The 25,714-nt window shown below is 67.8% G+C and carries 23 protein-coding genes and 1 pseudogene; 9 read left to right on the top strand and 15 right to left on the bottom strand.

Annotated elements, in window-relative coordinates:
- Positions 1 to 103: 103 nt before the first annotated feature.
- Positions 104 to 3,223 carry a response regulator gene (locus tag PX653_RS21805; protein WP_277414799.1) on the top strand — a complete coding sequence of 1,040 codons (3,120 nt, stop codon included), beginning with the start codon at positions 104 to 106 and terminating at the stop codon, positions 3,221 to 3,223.
- Positions 3,224 to 3,355: 132 nt separating this feature from the next.
- On the opposite strand, the gene PX653_RS21800 is transcribed toward PX653_RS21805, so the two are convergent.
- Positions 3,356 to 3,826, bottom strand: coding sequence for a hypothetical protein (locus tag PX653_RS21800; RefSeq protein WP_277414798.1), 471 nt, complete (start codon positions 3,824 to 3,826; stop codon positions 3,356 to 3,358).
- A 91-nt stretch (positions 3,827 to 3,917) separates the two neighbouring features.
- Between PX653_RS21800 and PX653_RS21795 the strand changes: the two genes are divergently transcribed.
- The gene (locus PX653_RS21795; protein WP_277414797.1) at positions 3,918 to 5,213 is read left to right on the top strand and encodes an SDR family oxidoreductase; all 1,296 of its coding nucleotides are present in this window, start codon (positions 3,918 to 3,920) and stop codon (positions 5,211 to 5,213) included.
- Positions 5,213 to 5,677: a DUF2269 family protein gene (locus PX653_RS21790; protein ID WP_277414796.1), complete on the top strand. Its 465-nt coding sequence runs from the start codon at positions 5,213 to 5,215 to the stop codon at positions 5,675 to 5,677. Before PX653_RS21795 ends, PX653_RS21790 begins: the two co-directional genes overlap by 1 nt.
- Positions 5,678 to 5,679: 2 nt before the next feature.
- Here the strand turns inward: PX653_RS21790 and PX653_RS21785 are convergent, their stop codons facing one another.
- Positions 5,680 to 6,267: a YdeI/OmpD-associated family protein gene (locus PX653_RS21785; protein WP_277414795.1), complete on the bottom strand. Its 588-nt coding sequence runs from the start codon at positions 6,265 to 6,267 to the stop codon at positions 5,680 to 5,682.
- A 65-nt stretch (positions 6,268 to 6,332) separates the two neighbouring features.
- Between PX653_RS21785 and PX653_RS21780 the strand changes: the two genes are divergently transcribed.
- From PX653_RS21780 to PX653_RS21770, 3 genes are all read left to right on the top strand, one after another.
- On the top strand, positions 6,333 to 7,256 hold the full coding sequence (locus tag PX653_RS21780) for a LysR substrate-binding domain-containing protein (RefSeq protein WP_277414794.1): 924 nt from the start codon (positions 6,333 to 6,335) through the stop codon (positions 7,254 to 7,256).
- 96 nt (positions 7,257 to 7,352) lie between these two features.
- A complete protein-coding gene (locus PX653_RS21775; RefSeq protein ID WP_277414793.1) occupies positions 7,353 to 8,564 on the top strand; it encodes an MFS transporter in 1,212 nt (403 codons plus the stop codon).
- A 1-nt stretch (position 8,565) separates the two neighbouring features.
- Positions 8,566 to 8,706: a hypothetical protein gene (locus tag PX653_RS21770; protein WP_277414792.1), complete on the top strand. Its 141-nt coding sequence runs from the start codon at positions 8,566 to 8,568 to the stop codon at positions 8,704 to 8,706.
- Here PX653_RS21770 and PX653_RS21765 read toward each other — a convergent pair.
- Positions 8,687 to 9,583 carry a LysR family transcriptional regulator gene (locus PX653_RS21765; RefSeq protein ID WP_277414791.1) on the bottom strand — a complete coding sequence of 299 codons (897 nt, stop codon included), beginning with the start codon at positions 9,581 to 9,583 and terminating at the stop codon, positions 8,687 to 8,689. The genes PX653_RS21770 and PX653_RS21765 overlap by 20 nt on opposite strands.
- Before the next feature lie 145 nt (positions 9,584 to 9,728).
- On the opposite strand from PX653_RS21765, the gene PX653_RS21760 reads away from it, so the two are divergent.
- The gene (locus tag PX653_RS21760; RefSeq protein ID WP_277414790.1) at positions 9,729 to 10,625 is read left to right on the top strand and encodes a DMT family transporter; all 897 of its coding nucleotides are present in this window, start codon (positions 9,729 to 9,731) and stop codon (positions 10,623 to 10,625) included.
- Positions 10,626 to 10,638: 13 nt separating this feature from the next.
- Here the strand turns inward: PX653_RS21760 and PX653_RS21755 are convergent, their stop codons facing one another.
- From PX653_RS21755 to PX653_RS21710, 10 genes and pseudogenes are all read right to left on the bottom strand, one after another.
- Positions 10,639 to 11,034, bottom strand: coding sequence for a cupin domain-containing protein (locus tag PX653_RS21755; RefSeq protein WP_277414789.1), 396 nt, complete (start codon positions 11,032 to 11,034; stop codon positions 10,639 to 10,641).
- A 142-nt stretch (positions 11,035 to 11,176) separates the two neighbouring features.
- Positions 11,177 to 11,290: pseudogene (locus tag PX653_RS21750) on the bottom strand (polyisoprenoid-binding protein); the annotation flags it as partial.
- Between the two features lie 193 nt (positions 11,291 to 11,483).
- Positions 11,484 to 11,981, bottom strand: a complete 498-nt coding sequence (locus PX653_RS21745) for a hypothetical protein (RefSeq protein WP_277414788.1) — start codon at positions 11,979 to 11,981, stop codon at positions 11,484 to 11,486.
- 78 nt (positions 11,982 to 12,059) lie between these two features.
- Positions 12,060 to 12,680, bottom strand: a complete 621-nt coding sequence (locus PX653_RS21740; protein ID WP_277414787.1) for a cysteine hydrolase family protein — start codon at positions 12,678 to 12,680, stop codon at positions 12,060 to 12,062.
- 273 nt (positions 12,681 to 12,953) lie between these two features.
- The gene (locus tag PX653_RS21735) at positions 12,954 to 14,456 is read right to left on the bottom strand and encodes a tryptophan halogenase family protein (RefSeq protein WP_277414786.1); all 1,503 of its coding nucleotides are present in this window, start codon (positions 14,454 to 14,456) and stop codon (positions 12,954 to 12,956) included.
- 23 nt (positions 14,457 to 14,479) lie between these two features.
- On the bottom strand, positions 14,480 to 15,481 hold the full coding sequence (locus tag PX653_RS21730) for a cupin-like domain-containing protein (protein WP_277414785.1): 1,002 nt from the start codon (positions 15,479 to 15,481) through the stop codon (positions 14,480 to 14,482).
- Between the two features lie 33 nt (positions 15,482 to 15,514).
- Positions 15,515 to 16,183: a SapC family protein gene (locus PX653_RS21725; RefSeq protein WP_277414784.1), complete on the bottom strand. Its 669-nt coding sequence runs from the start codon at positions 16,181 to 16,183 to the stop codon at positions 15,515 to 15,517.
- A 31-nt stretch (positions 16,184 to 16,214) separates the two neighbouring features.
- Positions 16,215 to 17,759, bottom strand: a complete 1,545-nt coding sequence (locus tag PX653_RS21720) for a tryptophan halogenase family protein (protein WP_277414783.1) — start codon at positions 17,757 to 17,759, stop codon at positions 16,215 to 16,217.
- Between the two features lie 144 nt (positions 17,760 to 17,903).
- The gene (locus PX653_RS21715; RefSeq protein WP_277414782.1) at positions 17,904 to 20,894 is read right to left on the bottom strand and encodes a TonB-dependent receptor; all 2,991 of its coding nucleotides are present in this window, start codon (positions 20,892 to 20,894) and stop codon (positions 17,904 to 17,906) included.
- A gap of 213 nt (positions 20,895 to 21,107) precedes the next feature.
- Complete coding sequence (locus PX653_RS21710; RefSeq protein WP_277414781.1) at positions 21,108 to 21,953, bottom strand: glycoside hydrolase family 16 protein; 846 nt, start codon at positions 21,951 to 21,953, stop codon at positions 21,108 to 21,110.
- Between the two features lie 181 nt (positions 21,954 to 22,134).
- Here PX653_RS21710 and PX653_RS21705 point away from each other — a divergent pair, with 181 nt between their 5' ends.
- Complete coding sequence (locus PX653_RS21705) at positions 22,135 to 23,145, top strand: LacI family DNA-binding transcriptional regulator (protein WP_277414780.1); 1,011 nt, start codon at positions 22,135 to 22,137, stop codon at positions 23,143 to 23,145.
- A gap of 42 nt (positions 23,146 to 23,187) precedes the next feature.
- Positions 23,188 to 23,724, top strand: a complete 537-nt coding sequence (locus PX653_RS21700) for a DinB family protein (protein ID WP_277414779.1) — start codon at positions 23,188 to 23,190, stop codon at positions 23,722 to 23,724.
- A 68-nt stretch (positions 23,725 to 23,792) separates the two neighbouring features.
- On the opposite strand, the gene PX653_RS21695 is transcribed toward PX653_RS21700, so the two are convergent.
- Positions 23,793 to 24,725: a type II secretion system F family protein gene (locus PX653_RS21695; RefSeq protein ID WP_277414778.1), complete on the bottom strand. Its 933-nt coding sequence runs from the start codon at positions 24,723 to 24,725 to the stop codon at positions 23,793 to 23,795.
- A 12-nt stretch (positions 24,726 to 24,737) separates the two neighbouring features.
- Complete coding sequence (locus PX653_RS21690; protein ID WP_277414777.1) at positions 24,738 to 25,712, bottom strand: type II secretion system F family protein; 975 nt, start codon at positions 25,710 to 25,712, stop codon at positions 24,738 to 24,740.
- Positions 25,713 to 25,714 lie beyond the last annotated feature (2 nt).

Raw genomic sequence — 25,714 nt, 5'->3', positions numbered from 1 at the left:
CGCGCGGCACGGCAAGACGCCGGGCGTGTGGCCGCCCGAACAGTAGCGGGCTTATGATGCATGCATACTGCTAACCACCGCCGGCACATCGATGCGAGGGGGGATGAAACCGCTGGGTATCAAGGCAAAAGTCGCGCTCGCGACCACGCTGACGTCGATCGTCACGATCGCGCTCGTCACTGCGCTGCAGGCGCAGCGCATGCGTGACGATTTCACACGCGTGTTGTTTGCCCAGCAGGACGCCCTGGTTGCCCGCACCGCGCAGGAGCTCGACGACAAGGTGGTGATGCTGCGCGAAATCGTGACCCAGTCGGTGCGCTACCAGCCGCGCGACCTGTGCACCAACCCGGCCGGCCTGCGCGGGTTCTACGAGAACCGCGCCGTGCTGACGCTGTTCGACGACGTGTTGGTCGTCAGCCCGCAGGGCATCGTCATCGCCGACATCCCGGCGCTGCCGAACCGTCCCGGCGTCAGCGTCACGGACCGGGCCTATTTCAAACGCGTGATGACGGAACGGCTGCCGCTGATCGCCGAACCCGTCATCGGCCGCGGCAGCAAGCGCCCCGTGGTGCAGATGGTGGCGCCCGTGCTGGGCGACGACGGGGAAGTGCGCTGTATCGTCATCGGCGCGCTGCGCCTGTACAAGGACAACCTGCTGGGCCACCTGCGCACTGCCAAGGTCGGCCGCACGGGGTACTTCTATGCCGTCACGCGTGCCCCGCGTCCCGTCTACGTGCTGCACCCGCAAGTCGAGCGGCTGATGAAGCCGCGCCTACCCGGCGGCTCGACCGCGATGACGCGCGCGCTGGAGGAAGGTTTCGAAGGGACGCTCATCAGCAAGAACATCGACGGCGTGCGAATGCTCACCAGCGTCAAGCAGCTCAAATCCGTGCCGTGGATCCTGGCCGCATCGCTGCCGGAGGACGAGGCCTTCGCGCCGTTTGCCGGCATGCAGCTGCGCCTCGCGTTCTGGGCCACGCTGGCGTCGCTGGCGGCCGCGGCCACCATCGCGCTGGTGACGTCGCGCCTGATGTCGCCGCTGATCCGCCTGCGCAACGCGATCCGCGCGTTGCGCCACGCACCGCAGGACTACGTGGCGCTGCCGGTCAAGGCGCGCGACGAGATCGGCGAGCTGACCTTGTCGTTCAACGACCTGATGGCCCAGCGCCAGGCGGCCGACGAGCGCGCCCAGGCCCTGCTGACCGAGCTGGCGGCGCGCGCCGACGAACTGGAACGGGAACGCGATCGCGCCGAACGGGCCAACCGCGCCAAGAGCGATTTCGTCGCCAACATGAGCCACGAGATCCGCACGCCGATGAATGCCGTGCTGGGCATGGCCTACCTGCTGCAGAACACGTCGTTGACGGCCCAGCAGCGCAAGTACCTGAACATGATCCGCACGGCCGGCGATTCGCTGATGGGCATCCTGAACGACGTGCTGGACTTCTCCAAGATCGAGGCCGAGCGCATGGAGCTGTCGCCCGTCGAATTCGACCTGGACGACTCGATGAGCACCCTGGCCACGACGATGACGATGAACGCGGGCGACAAGGAACTGGAGCTGGCCATCGTCGTCGCCCCGGACGTGCCGCGCCTGCTGCGCGGCGATGCGCTGCGCCTGCAGCAGGTGCTCGTCAACCTGGCCGGCAATGCCATCAAGTTCACCCAGCAGGGCGAGGTGGTGGTGCAAGTGGACCTGGTGCGGCGCGAGGAGAGCCGCGCCGTGCTGCGCTTCGAAGTGCGCGATACCGGCATGGGCATGAGCCACGAACAGCTGGGCCACCTGTTCCAGGCCTTCACGCAGGGCGACGAGAGCATCACGCGGCGCTTTGGCGGCACGGGCCTGGGCCTGACGATCACGCGCCGCCTGATCGAGCTGATGGGCGGCCAGATCGACGTGCGCAGCACGCCGGGCGAGGGCAGTACTTTCTGGTTCGAGCTGCCGTACGACCTGGTGCTGCACCGCGAGGCGCAACGGCAGCCGTCGATCGGGCCGCTCTCCGTGCTGGTGGCGGAAGACAACCGCACCAACCGCGACATGATCGCGCAACTGATCCAGGCATGGGGCTGGCATGCCGACCTGGCCGACTCGGGTGCCGCGGCGCTGGACCTGTTCCAGCAGAGCATGCGCGGGCACCATCCGTACGATGTCGTGCTGGCCGACTGGCACATGACGGGCCGCGACGGCTTCGCGGCGGCGCACGCCATCCGCCAGGCCGCCGACGGCCGCCGCCAACCCATCGTCGCGATGATCAATGCCTTCGCGCGCGAACGGCTGGAGGAGATCTCGAACACGCCCGAAGCGGACGTGGTACTGGTCAAGCCGATCACCAGTTCGACCTTGTTCGAGGCCCTGCACCAGGCGCTCGTCGCCAAGGGCGGGGGCGAGGAAGCCGCGTTGGCGGACGACGGCCGCGCCGACCGCCTGGCCGGCTGCCACTTCCTGCTGGTGGAAGACAACCTGCTGAACCAGGCGGTGGCACGGGGCCTGCTGGAACAGGCCGGCGCCACGCTGGACGTGGTGGGCGACGGCCAGCAGGCGCTCGACGTGCTGGGCGCGGCACCGGACCGCTACGACATCGTGCTGATGGACATGCAGATGCCCGTAATGGACGGCTTCACGGCCACCGCCATCCTGCGCAAGGAACTCAAGCTGCGACTGCCCGTCATCGCGATGACGGCCGGCGTGCTGGCGTCGGAGCGCGACCGTTGCGTGGCGGCCGGCATCACCGACTTCATCGCCAAGCCGGTCGTGGTGGAGGAAATGATGGCCGTGATCGAGCGCCATTTGCCGGCCACGCGCCGCAGCGCCGTTGCCGTCGTGCAGCCGGCAGCGGAGCCGCCGCCGACCGATCCGGCCGAGCCGGTCTTCAATATGGACAGCCTGATGCGCGTGATGGGGCGCGACCCGAAAGGGCGGGCGCTGATGTGCCGCATGGTGCAGGGGGCATTGGAAGGCGGCATGCAGCCCGCCGATGCCGCCGACCGCGCGCTGGCGGAAGGGCGGCTGGAAGACGCCGCGAAGATCTTCCACTCGCTGCGCGGCGCCATCGGGGTGCTGGGCGCCAAGCGCCTGATCCGCGCCACGATGGAGGCGGAGATGGCGATCGCCGACCGCCCCGGCAGCGACCTGGCGCCGCACTTTGCCGCCGTGCGGCGGGAACTGGAGCAGGTGCTGGCGGCCGGGCGCGAGTGGCTGGCGCAGGCGGAGCCTTGTGCGTGATTGCAAGGTGGCGACGATCGCGGCATGGGTCTGTCCCTGCGGGACTGACCCCGAAGCTGCGCGGCGTTGCGGCGGATCCAGGAAACTTCAGGGTCAGTCCCTATGCAGGGACAGACCCTTCCGCCCCAGACTTCACCTGTCGCGGTGGTTGAACAACGCCCCGGCCGCCAACCCCACCGCGAACGCGCCGTAGACCAGCGCCAGCGATTTCTTCGATACGCGCTCTTCGTACCCCGGTTTCAGACGCTGCGGCGTCATCTGGTAGTCGACGAAGCATGCCGTCGCGGCGGCCGCCGCCGCCGCCGCCGCGGTCCCGGCCACCGACTTGCGATCCAGTACCTTGCCGGCGACCTGCTCGAAGATCGTGGCCCAGAACAGCGAACTGGCATGGTGGATACCGTAGCCCACCAGCGTGTATTTCCAGGACGGTTCGTCGCGCTGGAACGCCTTGTCGCCCCACAGCCAGTGACTGATCGCGTTGGCGCCGGCAAACATGCTGCCGCTCTCCTCGCGCGAGCGCAGCGCCAGCGCCGCCGTCGATGTCAGGCTGGCCAGCGCCCCCGGCACCATCCCCTTCACCACCACCTGCTTCCAATTGTCCATAACGTTATCCCGTTCGTGTCCGGGAAGTGCGGGCGACACCCTTGCCCGTCCTTCCCTATACTGTTGCACAACCCATCCGAAGAGGGCACCCATGCTGATCTTGCTGACCGGCGCAACCGGTTTTCTTGGCTCGCACCTGGCACCGCTGCTGCTGGCGCAGGGCCATCGCGTGCTGAGCGCGGGGCGGCACAAGAGTCCCGATCCGCGCATCGGCTTCGTCCAGGCGGACTTCGCCAACGATAGCGAAAAATCCGCCTGGGTGGCGCGCTTGTCGGGCGTCGACGTCGTCATCAACACCGTCGGTATCATCCGCGAGGCGCCCGGCCAGACGTTTGCCGCGCTGCATACGGAGACGCCGAAAGCGTTGTTCGCGGCCGCCGTCGATGCGCGCGTGAAACTGATCGTCCAGGTCTCGGCACTGGGTGCGGATGAAGCGGCCGTCACCGCCTACCACTGCAGCAAGAAGGCCGCGGACGACTTCCTGGCCACGCTGCCGCTGCGTTCGCGCATCGTGCAGCCATCGCTGATCTACGGTCCGGAAGGGGCCAGCTCGAAGATGTTCCGCACGCTGGCGACGATGCCGTTCGCGCTGCAGTTCGGCGCGTCGCCGCAGCCCGTGCAGCCGGTCCATATCGACGACGTCTGCCAGGCCATCGTTGCTCTGCTGGGCGAAACGGGCGGTCCGCGCAGCGAACGCGTCGCCCTGGTCGGCCCCGCGCCGCTGCCCTTCATGGGCTACCTGGGCGCGCTGCGCCGCGGCCTGGGGCTGGGCCGGCTGCACGTGCTGCGGCTGCCATCGTTCGTGGCGCGGCTGGCGGCCCGGCTGGGCAGCTTCGTGCCGGGCAGCCCGCTGACGCCGGACGCACTGCAGATGCTCGATCGCGGCAACACGGCCGACCCGGCGCCAACGGTGCGGCTGCTGGGCCGGCCGCCCCGGCCTGTGGAAAAGTTCATCGACCGTCCACAGGCGGCCCGGCTGGACGCGCAACTGGGCTGGCTGCTGCCGCTGCTGCGCGTGGCGATCGCCATCGTGTGGATCTGGACAGCGTATGTGTCGGCCTTTGCCTGGCCTGTCGAGGACAGCTATCGCCTGCTCGAGCGTACCGGCATCCCGACCGTACTGGCGCCCTTGATGCTGTATGGCGCCAGCGCGCTGGACCTGCTGTTCGGGATCGGCACGCTGGCGCTGCCGCGCCGCTGGCGCCACTGGCTGTGGCTGGCCCAGGCGGGCCTGATCGGCTTCTACACCGTCGTCATCGCATTCCGGCTGCCGGAATTCCTGTGGCATCCGTACGGGCCGCTCAGCAAGAACCTGCCGATGCTGGCCGCCATCTGGCTGCTGTACGAGCTGGAGAAACAACCCATCAAGGAAACCAGGGAGCAATAATGGAATACACGATCGTCAAATGGCTGCACATCCTGTCGTCCACCTTCCTGTTCGGCACGGGCATCGGCTCCGCGTGGTACCTGCTGTTTGCCGTCATCAGCCGCAACGTGGCCGCGATTGCCGTCGTCACGCGCATCGTCGTCATCGCCGACTGGCTGTTCACGGGCACGACGATGATCGCCCAGCCGGCCACCGGCTTCTACCTGATCCACCTGGCCGGCTACCCGATGCACAGTCCCTGGATCATGTATTCGATCGGCCTGTTCGTGCTGGCGGCGCTATGCTGGTTCCCGGTAGTGTGGCTGCAGATGCGGCTGCGCGACCTGTCGGCCGCCGCCGCCAGCGCGGGCACGCCGCTGCCCCCCGCGTTCTGGCGCTACTTCAAGATGTGGATCGTGCTGGGCATTCCCGCGTTCTTTGCGTTCCTCGGCGTGTTCTACCTGATGGTGGCCAAGCCGATGTAAGGTCACGGGTGCAGTTTTTCGCCGCGCGCCAGCATCTGCACGAACTGCTCGAGCCGGCGGGCACGCGTCTCCGGCTTTTTCGCCGTCTGCAGGCGGTGCAGGATCGCGTAACGGTTGCGGCTGTCGAGGGTGGCGAAGAAGGCTTGCGCGGCCGGGTTGGCCTCCAGCGCCATCTGCAACCCGGGCGGCACGGTGGCCTGGCTGACGGAGTCGTACGCCGCATCCCAGCGGCCGTCCGCCCTGGCGCGCTCGATTTCCTTCAGGCCGGCGGGGCGCATGCGGCCGCTGTCGATCAGCGCCTGCACCTTGTCGCGATTGACCTTCGACCAGATGCTGCGGGCCGCACGCGGCGTGAATTTCTGCACCCAGTAGTCGTCGTCGATGCGGCGCTTGATGCCGTCGATCCAGCCGTAGCACAGCGCCACCTCCAGGGCCGCCGGATACTGCACCGTATTTGCGCCGGCGCCCCGCTTGGCGATGCGCAACCAGGCGCCCGGCGCCCTGGCATGCTCGCGTGCCAGCCAGGCTTCCCACGCGGCGGCATCGGCGAAGCTCAGTTCGGGCAGTTGCGCTTTCGGTGCGACGGGCATCGTGGTCTCCTCCTTGGCTTGCATTCTAATGCGCTATCATCGGCTGGACCACCTGTGGAGAGACGATGTCGCATGCGCTGCTCAACCTGCCCCCGCTGGACGCCCTGCGCGGCTTCGTGGCGACCGCCCGGCGCCTGAGCATCACGGCGGCGGCGCGGGACCTGTGCCTGACGCAATCGGCCGTGAGCCGGCAGATCCAGGCACTGGAAGAACGCCTCGGCGTGCCCTTGCTGGTGCGCGGCAACCGCCAGATCGTGCTGACGGACGCGGGCCAGCAGCTGTTCGCGCTCGCCTCGCCGTGGCTGGACCAGTTGGCCGAGCTGACGGCGTCGCTGCGACAAACGCCGGCTGTCCGGCCCGTGACGATCTCCGCCAGCATCGGCGTGGCCTCCTTGTGGATGCTGCCGCGCCTGGGCGACTTCCAGGCCGCCCATCCCGGCATCGACCTGCGGGTGGAAACCAGCAACCGCGTCATGGACCTGCAGCGCGAGAGCGTGGACCTGGCAATCCGCTATGCCCCGGCAGGGGGCGTGCCCGCTGCCGCCCTGCACCTGTTCGCGGAGGAGATCGTGCCGGTCGCCAGCCCCGCCGTGGCAGCCGGCGCATTCGACGGTGCTGCCGCGCCATCGGGCCACGTGCTGCTCGAACTGCACGACCGCACGCATCCGTTCCTGCACTGGACGCCATGGCTGCGCCAGCGCGGCCTTCCCGGGCCAACCCGCGGCACGCTGCACTTCAATCAGTACGACCAGCTGATCCAGGCGGCCATCGAAGGCAATGGCGTCGCGCTGGGCCGCTTGCCGTTGCTCCTGCCGGCATTACGCGACGGCCGCCTCGCCGCCTGGATGCCACAGCGGACCGCCGTCGACGACTACGGCTACTGGCTGGTGCAGCCTGACGGACCGATGCGCGCGGAAGTCGACATCGTGCGTGGCTGGTTGTTGCAGCACGCGGCCGCCACGCGGGAGGCGCTGACGGCCATGCGCTGACCGGGTCATCCATGCGTGACGCGCATGGCTGCCATGCCGATTCTGCGCTCGTGCCGGTCGCGCCGCGTCGCTATCCTCGGCGCAGGAGGAATCGCCATGAGGAATAACGTCTCGCCGCTGACCGTATCGCCACTGACCGTCGTCGTCTGCGGCGGCATCGTCATCGGCCTGGCCATGGGCATGCGCCACGTGCAGGGATTGTTCATGCTGCCCATGACGGCCGCGCGGGGCTGGGGCCGCGAGGAGTTCGCGTTCGCGCTGGCCTTGCAGAACCTGGTCTGGGGCCTGGCGCAGCCGCTGACGGGCATGCTGGCCGACCGCTGGGGCGCCCGCCGCGTCCTCGCGGCCGGCTGCCTGGCCTATGGCGCCGGGCTGGCGCTGATGGCCCATGCCGGCAGTGCCACGCAACTGGCGCTGTCCGGCGGCCTGCTGATCGGCCTGGCCCTGGCCGGCACGACGTTCGGCGTCGTCTACGGCGCCATCAGCCGGCTGGTACCGGTGCAGCGGCGCAGCTGGGCGCTGGGCATGGCCGGCGCCGTCGGCGGTGTCGGCCAGTTCGCCATGGTGCCGGCGGCGCAAGGCCTGATCGACGGCGCCGGCTGGGCCGCGGCGCTGGGCGTGTTCGCTGTCGTGCTGGCGCTGGCGTTGCCGCTGGCCTGGCCGCTGGACGACCGCGCGACGGCCGACGGCGACCGGCCCAGCCAGTCGATGCGCCAGGCCATCGGCGAGGCGCTGTCGCACCGCGGTTTCTGGCTGCTCAACCTGGGCTTCCTGGCCTGCGGCTTCCAGCTGGCCTTCCTGGGCGCGCACTTCCCCGCTTACCTGCTGGACCGGGGCTTTCCAGCCGCGACGGGGGTGGCGGCGCTGGCTATCGTGGCGCTGGCCAACGTGGCGGGCACGTACGCTTGGGGCCAACTGGGCAGCCAGTACCGCCGCAAGCACCTGCTGGCCTACCTGTACCTGGTGCGCGCGGGCGCCATGCTGGCGTTCGTCCTGCTGCCGCCCAGCAGCGCCAGCGTCTACCTGTTTTCGTTCGTCATGGGCCTGACGTGGCTGGGGACCGTGCCCCTGACGAACGGCCTGGTGTCGCAGGTCTTCGGCGTGCAGTACATCGGCACGCTGTTCGGCTTCGTGTTCGTGGGCCACCAGCTGGGCGGCTTCCTGGGCGTGTGGCTGGGCGGGATCGTGTTCGATGCCACCCGCTCGTATGACCTGGTGTGGCTGGCGGCGATCGGTGTCGGCCTGGCGGCGGCCGCGCTGCACTGGCCCATCGACGACCGCGCCGTCTCCCGGCTGCAGGCGGCCTGACATGGCGCCGCGACAGGAAGCGCGGCGCCTGCTGGCTCTCGTGCTGGCGCTGTGCGCCGTGTGCGCATGGACCACGCACGCGCTGCTGGCGCCCGTCAATGCCCTGGCCTTCGCCAGCCTGCTTACGCTGTGCCGGGGTTAGCCTTGGCCACGGTGCGCGCGATCTCGGCAAAGGCCTGCACGGCCGGCGCGGCGCGCCCCAGGTTACGGAAAATCAGTCCGACCCGGCGCCGCACGGCGGGCCGCAACGGCCGCAGCACGATCTGCGCATGCGACTGTGCCAGCCCGCGGGGCAGCGCCAGCTCGGCCAGCACGGTGATGCCGTCGCCGTTGTCGACCAGGTGCAGCACCGTCACCATCTGCGACATGCGGTAGCGCACCTGCGGCCCCAACCCGGCCGCGGCGAACAGCGGCTCGATCAGCGCCGAACATCCCGCCTCCGGCATGATGAACGGCTGCTCGCTCAGCTCGGCCAGCGTGACGGCGTCGCGCGCGGCCAGCGGATGGTCGCGCGGCAGCAGCGCCACCAGCTGGTCTTCCACCAGCGGCACCGTGTCGAAGCGGTCGTCCGGCAGGACGGCAAAGCCGACGTCGACGCGCCGGTCCGCCACCCACTGCAGTACGGCCCCATCCGGCCCCTCGTCGATCTGCACTTCCACGCCCGGGTAGCGGGTCCGGTAGGCCTGCAGGATCGCCGGCAGCAGTTTCAGCGACGAGGTCGGGCCGAAGGAACCGATCCGCAGCAGGCCCTTGTGCAGCCCGCGGGCCACGGCGGCATCCTGGCGCATGGCTTCGGCCAGGCCGAGGATCTCGCGGGCGCGCAGCAGCAGGCGTTGGCCCAGTTCCGTCACCGTGACGGCGGCCTGTTCGCGCTCGACCAGTTGCGCGTCCAGCTCCTGCTCCAGCGACTTGATCGCATGCGATACGGCCGACTGGCTGATGCCGAGCCGCAGCGCGGCCGACGTAAAGCCCCGCATCTCGGCCACCATGACAAAGATTTCCAGCTGGGTGAAGGTCATGGGCGTTTCCTGGTCATGGACATTTCCTGGTCATGGACATTTCCTGGTCATGGACATCTCGTGGGTCATGAGCTTTTCCTCATTTGTCCATGAGCTTGGATAAGCATTAATGTATGCCTTCCTCCACCGATACCGCAAGCCCGCCATGAAAACTCCCGCCGCGCCACCCCTGGTCTACGTCAAGCTGGTCTTCGTCACGCTGTTCTGGGGTGGGACGTTTATCGCCGGCCGCATCGTCGCCCATGCGCTGCCCGTCATGACGGCCGCCGCGCTGCGCTTTGCCGTCGCCTGTGGCCTGCTGCTGCTCGTGGCCTGGCAGCGCGAAGGCGGCCTGCCGCGCCTGTCGCGCCAGCAGGTGCTGGCCACTGCCGTGCTGGGGCTGACCGGCATTTTTCTCTACAACCTGTGCTTCTTCGGCGCGCTGGGCCGCATGCCGGCCGGCCGCGCCGCGCTGTTCATCGCGTTGAATCCCATCGTGACGGCGCTGGCGGCCGCGCTGCTGCTGCGCGAGCGGCTGACGGCGGTGAAATGGGCCGGCATCGCGCTGGCGTTCTGCGGCGCCGCTGTCGTGATCACGCGCGGCGATCCGGTCGGTGCCCTGCGCGACATCGGCCAGTCGGTCGGGCTGGGCGAACTGCTGATGGTGTGCGCCATCAGCAGCTGGGCCGCCTACACGCTGGTGGGCCGTTCCGCGCTGAAGGGCATGAGCCCGATCGCCGCGACGACCTACGCGTCGCTGTGGGGCCTGCTGTTCCTGGCGATCGGTGCCGCCCGCGACATCGGCACCGTCGACTGGCCCGGCATCGGCTGGCAAGTGTGGGCGGGGCTGTGCTACCTGGGCGCGTTCGGCACGGTGCTGGGCTTCGTCTGGTACTACGAAGGGGTGAAAGCCATCGGCGCCTCGCGCACGGCCGTGTTCAACAACCTGGTGCCCGTGTTCGGCATCGGCCTGGCCGCGCTGCTGCTGGGCGAGCAGGTGCTCGCGTCGATGGTAGCCGGCGGCGTGCTGGTGGCCGCCGGGGTGACGCTGACGAACCGCTGAACGCGGCGCGCGCCTACTTGGCGAGGATGACGATCGGCTGGTTCTTCTCCACCACGTAGGTGGCCAGCTCGGAGATGATGCCGTCGCCGATGTTTTTCGCCGAGTGCACGGCGCCAGCGGGAATGTAGAGCGATTCGCCGGCTTGCAGGCGCACCGTCTTGCCCTCCAGTTCATATTCGATGGTCCCGCTCAGCACATAGGCGATCTCCACGCCGGGATGCGAATGTTTCGGGAACGAGGCGCCGGGCGCGAAGTCCACGCGCACCTGGATGGCTTCGCGGTGGCCGTCGAACTCGCGGCGCACGGTTTCCGTGCGGGCGATGCCCTTGGCATCGAACTTGGGCTGCGCTGGCAACGGCGCGTTGGCTTGTGCCTGCGCCAGGGCTGGCGCGGCAAGGACGGCCAGCACGGCGGCGCAGGCCCTGCACTTCCGCCGGTACGCCGGCCGTGAAGCCGGCCAGCTTGCCCTGGTAGCGGGCCTTGCTGCCGCAGCGCGCCACGTCGAACAAATCCTTGCCGCGTGCCCACTCATTCAGCGCGTCATTGCCGAAATCGATGCTGGCCACGTCGATGTCGATGTCCACGCTGCCGCTGCCCGCTTCGCGGTCCAGCACCACCTTGCCGCTGTTCTTGTTGATCTTGCCGCGCCAGACCGAGATGCCCATGTGGTCGGCCTCGAAACTGGGGAAGGTGTGGGTGGGATCGATCTCGTACGTGACCGGCGCGGCCAGCGCGGCGGCGGCACTGGACAGCATCAGCGCAAACAGCAGGCTCTTTGTCATCGGGGTTCTCCGGGTCGGCAGGAAGCGCTAATGTCGCCCGGGGCGCCGCGGCCTGTCAAGCCTTGGTGCAGGGACTTCAGGGCCGGTACTTCAGCGCGATGCGGAACGGGAATTCCTGCGTGCACGGCCGGCCCCGGCACAGCGCCGGCTTGTACTGTTCGACCACCAGCAGGTTGCTGAGCAGTTGCGTCATCTCCGGCGTGGCCGACTCGTAGATGCGCACCTCGATGGCCTTGCCGTCCGGGCCGACGACGACACCCGCATCGAACTTGCCTTGCAGGTGCGCGCGGCCCTGCAGCTGTCCCACGGTGCGGATCAGCCGTTTCAGGCCGTGCTTCGGATAGGGCGGCTCGTCGCCGGGCGCCATGTGCTCGTAATGTGCCAGCAGGCGCGCCTTTTCCGCCGCTGTCAGCTGCTCGTAGGTCTTGTCGAACGGCAGATAGCCCGCGGCGGCATCGCGCCGCAGGTGACTGCCCGTCGGCGCTTCCTCCTTCAGCTTGTAGGCCTGCTGTGCCGGTGCGCTGCCGATTACCAGCAGCAGCAGCGCCACGGCCACGGTGACATCAGTGCGCACGCTCGCCCCTTAAAACCCTGTTTATACCGTACCAGAGGGCCCGCAATGCTCACCGATTGTCACGCTGCCGTCATATTTTTACATCCGGGCGCGCTGGTTGGACAGGTAGACGTTGTCCGGCGCCAGCGCCGTGCCGCCGGCGACCGCGCCGGCCCAGTCGCGGGTGCTGCAGACGGCGGCGAAGTTCGAGTGGAACACGGTGCAGTAAACGCGGTGGATCTCCTCGGCGCTGGCGCGGCCGCCGTCGTTCGCATAGGGCAGCGCGCCGGTGGCGTCGGCCAGCACCTCGACCTTCAGGCCCCGGTGCGCCGCCTCGTACACGGTGGCGGCATCGCAGTTGTGCATCATGTAGCCAGCCACCGTCAGCGTGTCGATATCATGCTCGGCCAGCCACTCGGCCAGGTCGGTGCCGGCGAACGCGCTGGCCATCGTCTTGTGGATATGGTGCTGGCGCGGCAGGCCGGCGATGGCGTCGTGCAGTTGCCAGCCGGCGGAGCCTTGCGCGAACACCGGGGATGCCGCGGGTGCGTCGTGCTGCACGACGATGACGGGAATGCCGGCGTCGTCGGCGGTCCGCATCGCGCTGACGATATTGGGCAGCGACGTCGATACGGGCGGATATTCGATCGGCAGGTTGCCGGTGAAGTACTCGTTCTGCACGTCGATGACGAGCAAGGCACGGCGGGGGGCTGCGGACATGGCGGTCTCCTTGGAAAGTAGCGATGACGTCATTCTGGACGCCGGCGCCGCGCGCCACCAGTGGCCCGAAGGCCTTACTTCGCTATAATCGGGCCATGCCCCGCGCTTCCACCCCGGTTGCCGTCGTCGCGTTCGACGGCATCACGCCCTTCCACCTGTCGGTGCCATGCCTGGTGTTCGGCGCCGGCCACGGCGACGTGCCAGCATTTCCGCACGGCGTTCCAGACCTCGCCGTCGCAGTACCGGAAACAGTTTCGCGCGGCTGCGTGACGCCTACCAGCCGGTGCCGGCGCAGTACTGCTGCACGTACTGCTGGTGCGCAGGCAGCTGCGCCACCGTGCGCTCGATCGACGTCGCCATGGAGCCCAGGAAGTGGGCCAGTTCGTCGTCGCCCATCAGGTCGGCCGTCTGGTGGTGCTGGCGCGGATGGATGCCCTGGCCCAGCATCACCTGGATCCAGCTGTTCTCGGCAAACAGCTCGTTCGGGATGCGGAATACCCGCCCCGTCTCGCGGAACAGGTCGATGCGGTGCTGCAGCGAGGCCGGCACCTTCATGCTGGCCGCGTCGCGCCAGTACGGCGTGTCGCGCCGGTTCGTCACGTTGTAGTGCAGGATGATGAAGTCGCGGATGTGCTGGATTTCCGTCTGCGCCTGCTGGTTGAATTCGTCCACGTCGGCCTGGCTGATGCCATCGGTCGGGAACATCTGCATCAGGCGGATGATGCCGCGCTGGATCAGGTGGATGCTGGTCGATTCGATCGGTTCCAGGAAGCCGCTGGCCAGGCCGATGGCGATGCAGTTGCCCTTCCACGTCTGCTGGCGCTGGCCCGGCTTGAAGCGCAGGATGCGCGGCGCCATCAGGGGCTCGCCTTCCACGTTCGCCTGCAGGGTGCGGATGGCCGTGTCGTCGTCCGTATAGCGGCTCGAGTAGACGATGCCGTTGCCGACCCGGTGCTGCAGGGGGATGCGCCACTGCCAGCCCGCTTCGCGCGCAATGGCGCGCGTCAGCGGAATGGCGTCGCCCACGGACTTCGTCTGCAGCGCCGCCGCGCTGTCGTTGAACAGCCAGTGCGACCAGTCCTCGTAGCCCACACCCATCGTCTCGCCGATCAAGAGGGCGCGAAAGCCCGTGCAGTCGATGAACAGGTCGCCTTCCAGCTCCACGCCGGAATCGAGCCGCAGAGCGCGGATGTCGCCACAGAGCAGGTCCTTGCGCACCTCGGCGATCTTGCCTTCCACCCGCTGTACGCCGTAGCGCTCGGCGAAGCGGCGCAGGAACTTCGCATAGCGGCCCGCATCCATGTGGTACGCGTAGTTCATGCCGTTCTTCGGCAGGTGCGCGAAGCGGTTGTGCAGCGACGCCTTCAGCTCCAGGCAATAGTCGCCGTAATCCCCGGCCAGGCCGCGCTCGCGGCCCTTGTGCCAGAAGTGCTGGAAACCGGCGGTCCAGTGGTCGGTACCGGTCGTGCCGAACGAGTGGATGTAGTCCTCGCCCACGTTGCGCCAGTTCTCGAAGCTGATGCCCAGCTTGAACGTGGCCATCGTCTCGGCCATGAATTCGCGCTCGTCGATTTCCATCAGGTGGTGGAAGTTCATCAGCGTGGGGATCGTTGCCTCGCCCACGCCGACGGTGCCGATCTCGTCCGACTCGATCAGCTTGATGTCGAGCAGCTTGCCCAGCGATTTCGACAGGCCGGCCGCCACCATCCAGCCGGCGGTGCCGCCACCGGCGATGACGACCTTGCGGATCGGGTGCTTTGCCCTGGTCTGTTCCATGTCTTCTCCTGTTTTTTTATAGGTCAGCGGTTCATCCGCTTGAGCAGTTGCGCGCGCAGCGCCCGGGTCGCATCCGCGTCGAGCGGGCCCAGTACCCGCCTGGCGGCCGGCGGAATGTGCGCCGCCGTCCGCTCGTCGGCGTCGAACACGTAATGGTCGAACAACTGGCGCCACGCGGCGCGCTGGGCCGGCGGCAGGTCGCGCACCGTCATGATGGCGTGCATCAGCGCCGTGGTCGGCGTGTCCATGTAGCCGGGCGACTGGCGCCACCAGTAGTTGACCAGCACGTTGAAACGGTCCAGCGCCTCCACGTGGTGCCACCACATGCTGGGAATGAACAACGCATCGCCCGGTTCCAGCTCCGCTACCTGGCCGTGCGGCAGCGCCTCGGCGAACTTCGGAAAGCGCTCGAAGTCGGGCTGGCGGAAGTCGACCAGGCTGATGGCCTGGCCGGCCGGCGTGAAATCGAGGGGACCGATATACAGGTTGGCCAGCTGCTCCGGCGGGAACAGCGTGAAGCGGCGCCGTCCCGCCGCCACGCAAGCCAGGTTGTCCGGCAGGTCGTAATGGGCGGCGATGCGCGTGCGGTTGCCGATCCAGATGCTGGCCAGGGCTTCGCGCCCCTGCAAGTCCACGTCGTTCTCGCTGCGGAAGCCCGGCAGGCACGTGTCGATGGTGGTCGAGCCCACGTAGATGGCGGGCGGCCGCTCGTCGTTGCGATGGTCTTCCAGTTCGGCCAGCACGCCATCGAGGCGCACGTTGGCGGGGAAGAAGTTGAAGCCGGACAGGTCGTCGTTGTAGAAGAAGCGGCCGTCGATCTCGGGGCGCCCCAGCATCGCGACGACGTTCATGCCCCCGTAGAAGCGGCGCAGGTAGGCGTCGGCCGCCTGCTGGGACGTGCGCGCCGCCTGCACCACGGGCCAGTCGGCCACGAGGCCGCGCAGCACCAGCGGCTGCGTCGATTCCAGGATGCGCGGCGTCAGCTCGTGCGGGCGGACGCCATGCAGTTCAGCGACCGGTAACATGGCGCAGGCGGTTGGCCCGGTTCTTCCGGGCGATCAGGCCGCGGAACTGCGACAGCGAGGCGAGGGCCATGTACGCCGCCTGCAGATAGCCCCCTTGTGCAGGCGCGCCAGCGCGGCACCGTCCAGCGCGGCCAGGCGTTCCTCGTGGATCGTGTAGAAGCCGGCCAGCCGGTTCTGCGAACCGTCGTCCAGTTCGATGTCGAACGTAAAACCTTCCAGCAGCTCGTGCTCCAGCAGGGCACCGATGAAGCCGGGCAGGCTTTGCATGCCCTGGTGGATCGTCAGCAGCACGGAGTTGACCCGCTCCAGGTACTCGGTCACCCCGCCGTGCGGCAGGAACACCGCCTCGCCCAGCTCCCCCACGCGCGGATGATCCATGTCCACATGCACCAGCAGCTCTTCGCCCTTGCGGCCGATCAGGAACGGCTGGCGTTCGATCATCAGCGGTATTTCCGGCGCATCCCAGCCCTGCTCGTCCAGGAACAGGTTCTCGCCCTGTTCGAAGCCGAACAGCGCGACCGGCTCGAACGACGTGCCGTCGTCCGTCTTGCGGAACACGAGCGGATAGTACGCCTGCAGTGTGCGAAATTCGGCGGGGAACGTGGTGGCGAACATCACGTCGTCGCCCAGCGCGGCGCTGCGATGGGTGCGGATGTGCAGGTCCTTGTGCTGGACGTTGTTGAGCAGTTGGGGATTGGGCATGGTGTCTCGTGTTGTGTTTTGTGCGGTGTTGTCAGATTTTTTGCAGGCCGTGGCGGCGGATGTGATCGATCAGCGCACGGTTCGGCGGCAGGGCGCCCAGCATCCTGCGCGTCAGGTCCGCCGCCTCGCGGTAGTGCTGCGCCGCGGCCGCCGGGTCGGCGCGGCGCGTGCCGCCCGGTTCGGGCGTGAATCCCATCCCGTACAGCACGTACTGCCAGCTGGCGGACGGGAACACCTCGTCGATGCGGTGGAAATCCAGTCGCGACGGCGGCCGGTGGCGCCACAGTGCCAGCAGTTCCCGCAGCCGCGCCGGCACCGTATCCTCCCGACGGTTGTCGTCCCAGTAGGCACCGCCGCGCCGGCTCAGCACATAGTGCAGCTTGAGGAACTCGATGACGCGCTCCCAGCGATAGGCAAAGGCGTCGTTGAAACGGCGCGCGACGATGTCCATCGTGGCCCGCGTGGCCGGCAGGTCGTCGCTGACGAGGGCGGCCGACAGTTCCACCAGCGCCAGCGCGGAGGCCTCCAGCGGTTCGATGAAACCGGCGGAAAGGCCGATCGCGACGCAGTTGCGGTGCCAGAATTCGCGCCGGTAGCCTGGGTGGAACGTCAGCTTGCGCGGTGCCGCGGTCTCCGCGGGTCCGCCAGTCGCGGCGACGTATGCGCGCAGGTCCGCTTCCGCTTCCGCGTCGCTCGTGTGCGCGCTGGAGTAGACGTGGCCAACGCCGCGCCGCGTCGGCAGGCCGATATCCCAGATCCAGCCGGCGCGCTGCGCGGTGGACGTCGTTTGCGAGGCGATCGGGCTGTCCTCGCCGGGGTAGGGGACCTGCACGGCCAGGGCGCTGTCGTTGAACAGCACGTGGCGCTGCTCTACCAGGCCAATGCCGTAGTGCCGGCCCAGCAGCAGCGACTGCATGCCGGTGCAGTCGATGAACAGGTCGCCCGCCAGCGCACCGTGCTCGCGCGTGTGCAGCGCGGCGATGTCGCCGTTCTCGTGCGAGGCGATGCCGGTGACGTGATCGGGCACATACTGCACGCCGAGCTTTTCCAGGCAGTGCTTGCGCAGGAAGACGCCGAACTTGCCGGCGTCGAGGTGGTAGCCGTAATTCGCCACGGCGGCAAATTCCGGCGTGGTGGCCTGCTTCGGCGCGCGGCCCTGCACGCACAGGTGGGGCTGGAAGCTGACCAGGTCCGCGAACGGCACGTGGGCGAACTCGTGCCGCCACGGTCCCACCAGGTCCGCCTCGCCATACCCCTGCGGCAGCACGAACGGGTGGAAGTAGTAATCGGCGCCGCCGCTGCCGCGCCAGCCGTCGAAGCGGGAGCCCTGCTTGAAGGCGGCGTCGCACTCGCGCAAGAAGGCGGTCTCGGAGACGCCGATGCGCGCGAGCGTGTCGCGCATCGTCGGCCAGGTGCCCTCGCCCACGCCGATCGGCGCCACGTCGGGCGATTCGATCAAGGTGACACGCAGTCCATCCGGCGCATGTGCCCGATGGTCGGCGGCGATGACACCGGCCGTCAACCAGCCGGCGGCGCCGCCGCCTACGATGACGATGTGTCGGATCGGATGGGACATACGGTGTTCCTGACGAGGAAGTTGGTGAAAAGTTTAACCGAAAAACTAATTCACCCAACAGAAAAATGTGGCGGCAGTGACGCCGGGACAGGCACCGCTCTCAGGGCCTTGACGGTCCTGAAAGCGGTGCCTGTTCCCTTGGGCTTAGAACTTGTACCGCATCCCCACCATGTAGCGCGGGCCCGTCTGTGTCGCATTCACCAGCATGCTCTCGGTACGGCCATGCTGGCGGGTCGTCTCGTTCGTCAGGTTGATGCCTTCGAACTGCAGGGACAGCTTCGGCGTGACGGCATAGCTGACACTCAGGTCGAACTGGCCATACGCTTCCGTGTACTGGGGATTCGGCCCGGCCGCATCGAACGTCGAGGCGAGGAACTTGTCGCGCCAGTTGTAGGCCGCCCGCACCGTCCACTGCGCGTTCTCGAAGATGCCGATCACGTTGGCCGAATCGGACAGTCCCACCAGCGCGAACTGCTCGCCGATCCCCGCGTTGTTGTAGCCCAGCCCCGAGTCGACGTAGGTGTAGTTGGCCGAGATGCCGAAGCCGCTGTTGCCGAACATGTGCTGCAGGTTGACTTCCAGGCCCTTCAGGTCGGCCTTCTTCTGGTTCGAGAACGAAGTGATGCGGAACTTCGCCGCCGGGTCGTTCGGCTGGCCGACAATCGTGCCCGTGGCATTGCCGGCCGGGTCATCGGCACCCCTTGTCACGCCCGGGGCTCCGGCATGGTTGCGCAGGATGTAGTTGCGGATGCAGGTGGTGTCGGCGTTGCCGCAACCGTTGGCCAGGGCTTCCTTCCAGAAGGTGCCGCCGACCGGCGTGTGCAGGTTCTCCAGCGTGACGTCGACCTTCGACTGGCCCGCGTAGTTCTCCAGGTTCTTCTTGAAGAAGCCCAGCGCGAAGAAGTTCTGCTTGCCGTAGTACCACTCGTACGACAGGTCCAGGTTCTTCGACTTGACCGGTTTCAAGGCCGGGTTGCCCTGCGACCCGGTACCGCCATCGAGCCTGGACAGGTTGTCCAGCACCACGCCGCCGGCGATCTGGTCGTAGCGCGGCCGGCCGATCGTGTGGCCGTACGACAGGCGCAGCTTCATGTCCTCGCGCAGCTCCAGGTCCGAGTCCAGGCTGGGCAACAGGTTATGGTACTTGCCTGTCAGGGTCGTGAAGCTCGGCGCGCCGAACTGCACCGGCAGTTCGTTCTGCGAGACCCAGCTGATCGACACCGGGGTCGGCACCAGCGCGGTGGAGACGACGTCCGTCTTCTCGTAGCGCAGGCCCAGCGCGGTGCGCAGCGGCAGCCTGGTCTCCCAGTCGGTATTGAACTGCAGGTACAGGCTCTTCGACTTTTCCTCCGTACGCTGGTCGGTGTCCCAGCGATCCTTGACGGTGTACAGGTCCGGCCGGCCGGAAGCCCTGATCGCCAGGTCGCGCACTTCGCCAAAATTGAAGGTGTAGAAGTTGTTGAACAGGTTCGGGTTGCCGCTGCCGCTGATCTGGTCGAAGTACTGGCGCACCGTCTCCGCGTGCCAGGCGCTGCTCGGGTAGTCGGCCGGGCTGGTCGCGCCGCCCCACGTATCGCGCTGCATCGTGGAGAACGCGGAGCGGTTGTCGACCTTCGTCGCGGACAGGCCGAAGTTGAGCTCCGACGCTTCCAGCAGTTTCAGGCGGCCCTTGAACTGCGCCTGCGAGACTTCGCCCTTCATGTAGCCGTTGCGGAACGCGGACCCGGTGACCTGCTGCGGCGCCCGCGTAAAGTCCGCGCCCTGGATCGACAGCACGGGGAAGTCCTGGCTGAAGTCCGCCGTCGTGTTGCCGCGGCTGAAGGACGAGGTGCCCAGCACGTTGTCCGAGCCCCACGGACTGTCCGCCATCGATTCCGCGGTGGAGCGGTGCGCGTCCAGTTCCAGCTTCAGGTTGGCATTGACCTTCCAGGCCGCGTTGAAGCCCAGCGACTGGTTCTCGCTCTTTGTCGCGAAGTCGGCGCCGCCCATCGCGATGTCGCTGATGGCCGGGTTGATGATCTCCGTGTAGACCAGCGGGCCGGCGGCGGGGCCGTCGGTCCAGCTGCTGGTGGACGGACCGAAGTTGAACCAGGCCGACAGGTCCTGGCGGCGCGTCTGGATCTTGTTTTGCGAGTAGGTGTAGTCGAGCGTCGTCGTGAGGTCCTTGCGCGGCGCGAACTGGAACGTCAATTGGCCATTGGTGCGCTGGCGCTGCACGCCGGAGAACGCATAATTCAGGTTTTGCGGCACCGAGTAGACGTCGGTCGGGCCGGGGCGGTTGACGATGTTTTCCGAGCCAGGCGTGCCGGGCTGCGGGATCGTGCCCCAGGTGTTCTCGTCGCCGCGGAACGGACCTTTCCAGCCGCTGGAGACGGACGCCGTGTTGTAGCCCAGGTTACGTTCCTGGTAGCTGGCGCTGACGGCAATGCCGAACATGTTGTCGCTCCAGGTATTGCTGTAGATGCCCGAGATTTCCGGGGTCACCTTGTCGCCCGACTTGACGTCGCCCGGCAGGTTGGTTGACGACTTGTCGTAGACGCCCTTGACGCCCACGCTGGCCAGCAAGCCGGGACGATCGAGCGGCCGCGCGGTCATCACGTTCAGGGTGGCGCCGATGCCGCCGGCCGGCGTGTCGGCGCGACTGGTTTTGTAGACCTGGATCTGCGAGATCGCCTCGGAAGCGAGGTTGGCGAAATCGAACGCGCGGCCATTCAGGTCGCCCAGGTTCGACGTCGGCATCTGGCGGCCATTGAGCAGCACCATGTTGAAGTCGGGCCCCACGCCGCGCACGGTGACCTTCGAGCCTTCGCCGATCGAGCGGTCGATCGACACGCCGGAGATGCGCTGCAGCGATTCGGCCAGGTTCGTGTCCGGGAACTTGCCGATGTCCTCGGCCACGATGCCATCGACGACGCCGTCGGAGTTGCGTTTCAGGTTCAGCGAGGACTGCATGCTGGCGCGCAGGCCCGTCACGACGACGGACTGCACTGGCGCCTCGCCGGACGCACCGCTGGTGGTGACGCCAGCGGGCTGGCCGGACGGCTCGCCGGCCGTCTGCTGCGCCAGCGCCGGCCACGCACAGGCGCTGGCCACGGCCAGCGCGATCAACTTCTGTCTTGCCTTGGGATATTGCATTTCGTCTCCTGTGTTCTTATCGATATCGCCCTTGACACGTACCTCGCCGGCCCCCGCTCCGCCTTGCCGCCGCCAGCCCTCCCACCTCCTTCAGCCTGTTTATGGAAACGTTTCCATGATGAGTCGACAAATCTTAGGTAGCTTGCAAAAAATTGTCAACGCAATACTTGAGATTCTGAATGCTGTGCCGGATCCGCACACCGCGTGTGGCGGTCAGGGCTGGTAGACCCGGACATACTCCACCTCGAATTGCCAAGGCAGGCTGGCGTTGGTCACTGCGCCGCCCAGGCCACCGCCCACCGCGAGGTTCAGCAGGAGATACTGCGGGCTGTCGAAGGGCCACTGCGCATAATCGCCATCGCGTGCATTGACGCGTTCCGCATAGTCGCGACCATCGACGCCGATGCGGATGCGCTCGCGCGTCCACGTCAGGTGGTAGTCGTGGAAGGCGCCACAGGCGTCCACCACCATCGTGCGGTCGGTATGGCCCGTGCCCATGGGCCAATTGCTGGCCCCCGTGTAGACGCTGCCGAGGATTTCGCCGGGGCGGTTACCCACGTGTTCCATGATGTCGATCTCGCCGTCGACCGGCCATTGGCCCTTCGTCCCCAGCATCCAGATCGCGGGCCAGCTGCCCGGGCCGCACGGCAGCTTCGCACGTACTTCGATGTAGCCGTAAGTCCAGCTGGCCTTGCCGCGCGTGACCAGCCGGGCCGACGTGTACTGCTGGCCGCCGTAGTCCGGCTGCGCCGACAGCGCCTCGCGCCGCGCCGTGATGACCAATCGCCCGCCCGTCACGCGACTGTTCTCGAGCCGGGCGCGCGCGTAATACTGCAGTTCCTCGTTGTGCCAGCCGGCCCGGTTGCGCTCCGTGTCGTAGTCCCAGCGGGCCGGGTCGGGCAGGCCGTCGACATCGAATTCGTCGGCCCACACCAGGCGCCAGCCGGACGGCGGTGCCGCCGAAGCGGGCAACGCCAGCGTCAGTGCCAGCGCCAATACCAGCGTCTGTGCAAGGGTCGGTGTCACCGTCATCCACAGCAATTTGCCGGCTGAAGTCATCGCGATTCCTCATGTGAGCTGGCTCATGGTAACGTTTCCATTTTGACGGCGCAACCGCGCGTTGCGTATTTTAGACAAACAAACAACAGTTCTGGGCGCGGCGCACCGCCTGTTGGCCGCGGCGTCTGGCCCTGCGGCGGCGCGGCCGCTATGCTCAGGCCTGGGAACGAAGAGAGCACACATGGCAACCATTAAGGACGTCGCCCGCCTGGCGGGCGTGGGGCTGGGCACCGCGTCGCGTGCCATCAACGGCAGCGGGCCGGTATCGCCCGCCACACTGGAGAAAGTGCGGCAGGCGATCGAGGCGCTGGACTTCCGGCCGTCGCACGCGGCACGCGCCCTGCTGTCCGGCTCCAGCAAGATGATCGGCGTGTACATCCCCGCGCTGTCCGGCACCTTCTACACGCCGATCCTGCGGATCATCGACACCGAATTGCGCGCGGCCGGCCTGCACATGGTGGTGGCGTTCGGCGTCGGCCTGGGCGACGACCGCCGCCAGGCCATCGAAGGCATCGAGTTCCTGATCGAACGGGGCTGCGACGGCCTGATCGTCATGACCAGCGCGCTGGCGGAAGACGATATCGCCGCGCTGGGCCCCAAGGTGGCGCGCCTGGTCGCGCTGAACCACCCGTTCGCCGCCATCCCCGGCCAGTGCTTCACCGTCGACCATGAACTGGGCGGACGCCTTGCTGCGCGCACGCTGCTGGAACATGGGCACCGCGACATGGCCGTCATCGCGGGCCCGCAGGCGCTGCCGGACAACGTCGCCCGCATCGACGGCTTCAAGGCGGAGCTGGCGGCGCACGGCATCGAACCGGCCGGCCTGTGGCTGCAGTGGAGCGATTTCTCGCCCGCCGGCGGCTGGGAAGCGGCCCGCGCGCTGCTGGCGGCGGGCCGCACGTGCACGGCGCTGTTCTGCGCCAACGACGAAATGGCCGTGGGCGCGCTGTCGTACTTCCAGGAAGCGGGCATCCGCGTGCCGCAGGACCTGTCGGTGCTGGGCTACGACGACACGCCCAGCGCGGAGTACGCGGCGCCACGGCTGTCGTCGGTACGGATGCCGTGGCGACAGATGACACTGAACGGCCTGAATGCGCTGCTGAACCTGTGCTACGGGCTGGGGCGGCCCGTCGAGCGGGATTTTCCCGTCAGCGTGACGTTGCGGGCGTCGGTGGCGCGCAGGCCGGGCTGACCGGCGGCGTCTCGTCTACACCAGCCATCCATCGGAGTCTCCATGCCCACCACCCACGACATCGTCCTGCTGGCCGCCTACAACGCCAGCATGAACCGCAAGCTGTACGACGCTGCGGCCCGCCTGCCCGCGCATGCACTGGATGCCGAGCACGGGGCGTTTTTCGGTTCGCTGCTGGGCACGATGAATCACCTGGTGGCGGGCGACACGATCTGGCTGATGCGCTTTGCGCTGCACCCGGCCAAGCTGGCGTCCCTGGCATCGCTGCAAGGCGCCACGATCCCGTCGGACCTGCGCCAGCGCTACGGCGACGACTTGCCGTCGTTGCGGCAGCACCGCGCCCGCCTGGACGGCATGATCGTTGCCCTGGCGGCGGAACTGCGACCCGGGCACCTGGAGGCCACGCTGGTCTACCGCAACTCGCGCGGCATCGACTACCGCAAGCATTTCGGCACCTTGCTGCTGCACTTCTTCAACCACCAGACCCACCACCGCGGCCAGGCCAGCACGCTGCTGACGCAGGCCGGCATCGACATCGGCGTCACCGACCTGCTGGAACTGATCGGCGACGTGCCCTGAGGCTCCACTACCGCCGAGCTCGTGTCCCGTTTCGGTGACTGACCTCGTGGTGGGACACGGGCCCGGCCTTACTGGCCGCCTGTCAACGGCTTGAGTGCCGCCGTGATCGTCAGCACGGCGGGACCGAGCAGCACGACCAGCAGGGCCGGGAAGATGAAGAAGATCAGCGGGAACAGCAGTTTCGTCGCGATCTTGGCGGCCTGCTCTTCCACCAGCTGGCGCCGGCGCGTGCGCAGCTGCTCCGACTGGACCCGCAGCGCGACGCCGATACTGGTGCCGAAGCGATCGGCCTGGATCAGCATTTTTACCAGCGCGTCGACGTCTTCCACGCCCGTGCGCAGCGCCAGGTTGCGCAGCGCCTTGTCCTTGGCGCTGCCGGCGCGCAGCTCCAGCGTGACCAGCTGCAGTTCCTCGGCCAGCACGGCGCTTTTCAGGCCGATCTCGGCCCCCACCCGCGCCAGCGCCGCATCCATCGCCAGGCCCGCCTCCACGCACACCGTCATCAGGTCGAGGGCGTCGGGAAAGCTCTCGAAGATCTCGCGCTGGCGCTCGGCGATCTTGCGCTTCAGGATGAAGTCGGGCACGTAATAGCCGCAGGCCGCTGCCACCACGAGCCACAGGATCGTCTCGCTGCCCGAGCGCGAAGGGTCCTGGCGCAGCACGACGTACAGCAGCAGCGGCAGGCCCACCGTAAGCGCGGTCTTCCCGGCATGGAACAGACCCGGGGTGGACGGCGCGCGCCAGCCGGCGTGGATGAAGCGCAAACGCACGGGCGAGCTTTCCCACCCTTCGGCCGGCACCGACAGCTTGGCCAGCGGCTCGGCCAGCTGCGCCAGGCGCGCCAGCCAGTTGCCTTGCGAAGGCCGGCGTGCTTCTCGCTCGTCCAGCGCGGTCAGGCGGCCCTTGACGGGGTCGCGCGTCAACAGCAGCAGCGCCAGCGCGGCGATGCCGAAGATCACGATGAACAGGACTGCCAGGATCGACAGCTGGGCAATGGTCATGACAATAAATCCTTATACACGCAGGCGCACCAGCTTGCGGATGACCAGCATGCCCAGCACCATCATCGCGGCCGCGCCGCCCAACAGATTGCGCCCGGCCGGATCGGTAAACAACACGCCCATCGTTTCCGGGCTCGCCGTGTACATCATGCCGCCGGCGCCGAACGGCAGCAGGCACAAGACCCATGCGGACATGCGGCCCTCGGCCGACAGTACGCGCACTTGCCCCAGCAGCTTCTGGCGGTCACGGATGATGGCGCTGATCGACGACAGCAGCTCCGTCAGGTTGCCGCCCGTCTCGCGCTGGATCAGCACGGCCACGACAAAGTACTGCAGGTCCATGCTGGGCACGCGCTGCGCCAGGTTGTTCAGCGCATCGCCCATCGCGACGCCGAAATTGACTTCGTCGAAGGCGGCCTTGAACTCCTCGCCCAGCGGGGCACCCACCTCGTCGCCTACCAGCTTCAGTGCGGTGGGAAACGCATGGCCCGCGCGCATTGCGCGGCTCATCATGTCCAGCGCTTCCGGCATCTGGCGCTCGAACTTCGCCAGGCGCGCCGATTTCGCGCGCGCCAGGTGCAGCAGGGGCAGGGCGCCGACCGCGGCCCCGCTCAGAAGCAGCGTCGCTCCGGGCAGGCCCAGCCAGGCACCCAGCAGCAGGCCAAGCACGCACAAGCCGGCGCAAACGGCCAGCAGGCGCGCCAGCAGGTAGCCGGCACCGGCCTGCAGCAGCATGCGGTCCAGCCTCTTCATGCCGGGCAAGCGGCGCAGCAGCACGTCGATATCGGGATGGGCGCTGAGCCGGCGTTCCTTGACAATCGTGACATCGGACGCCTTGGCTTCGCCACCGATGACGCTGCGCAGCCGGCGCGCCACCCGCTCCGCTTCCGGGCTGCGGTGGGCGCTCCAGCCCACGTAGACGCCCCATACCAGCAGCATCACGGCGGCAAAGATCAGCAAGATAAACAGCAGGAACGTCGTGTCCATCG

It is taken from the genome of Pseudoduganella chitinolytica, from assembly GCF_029028125.1.
GTDB lineage: Bacteria > Pseudomonadota > Gammaproteobacteria > Burkholderiales > Burkholderiaceae_D > Rugamonas > Rugamonas chitinolytica.
Note: the sequence above shows the minus strand (reverse complement) of the source record. Positions and strands in the feature narration are given on the sequence as shown.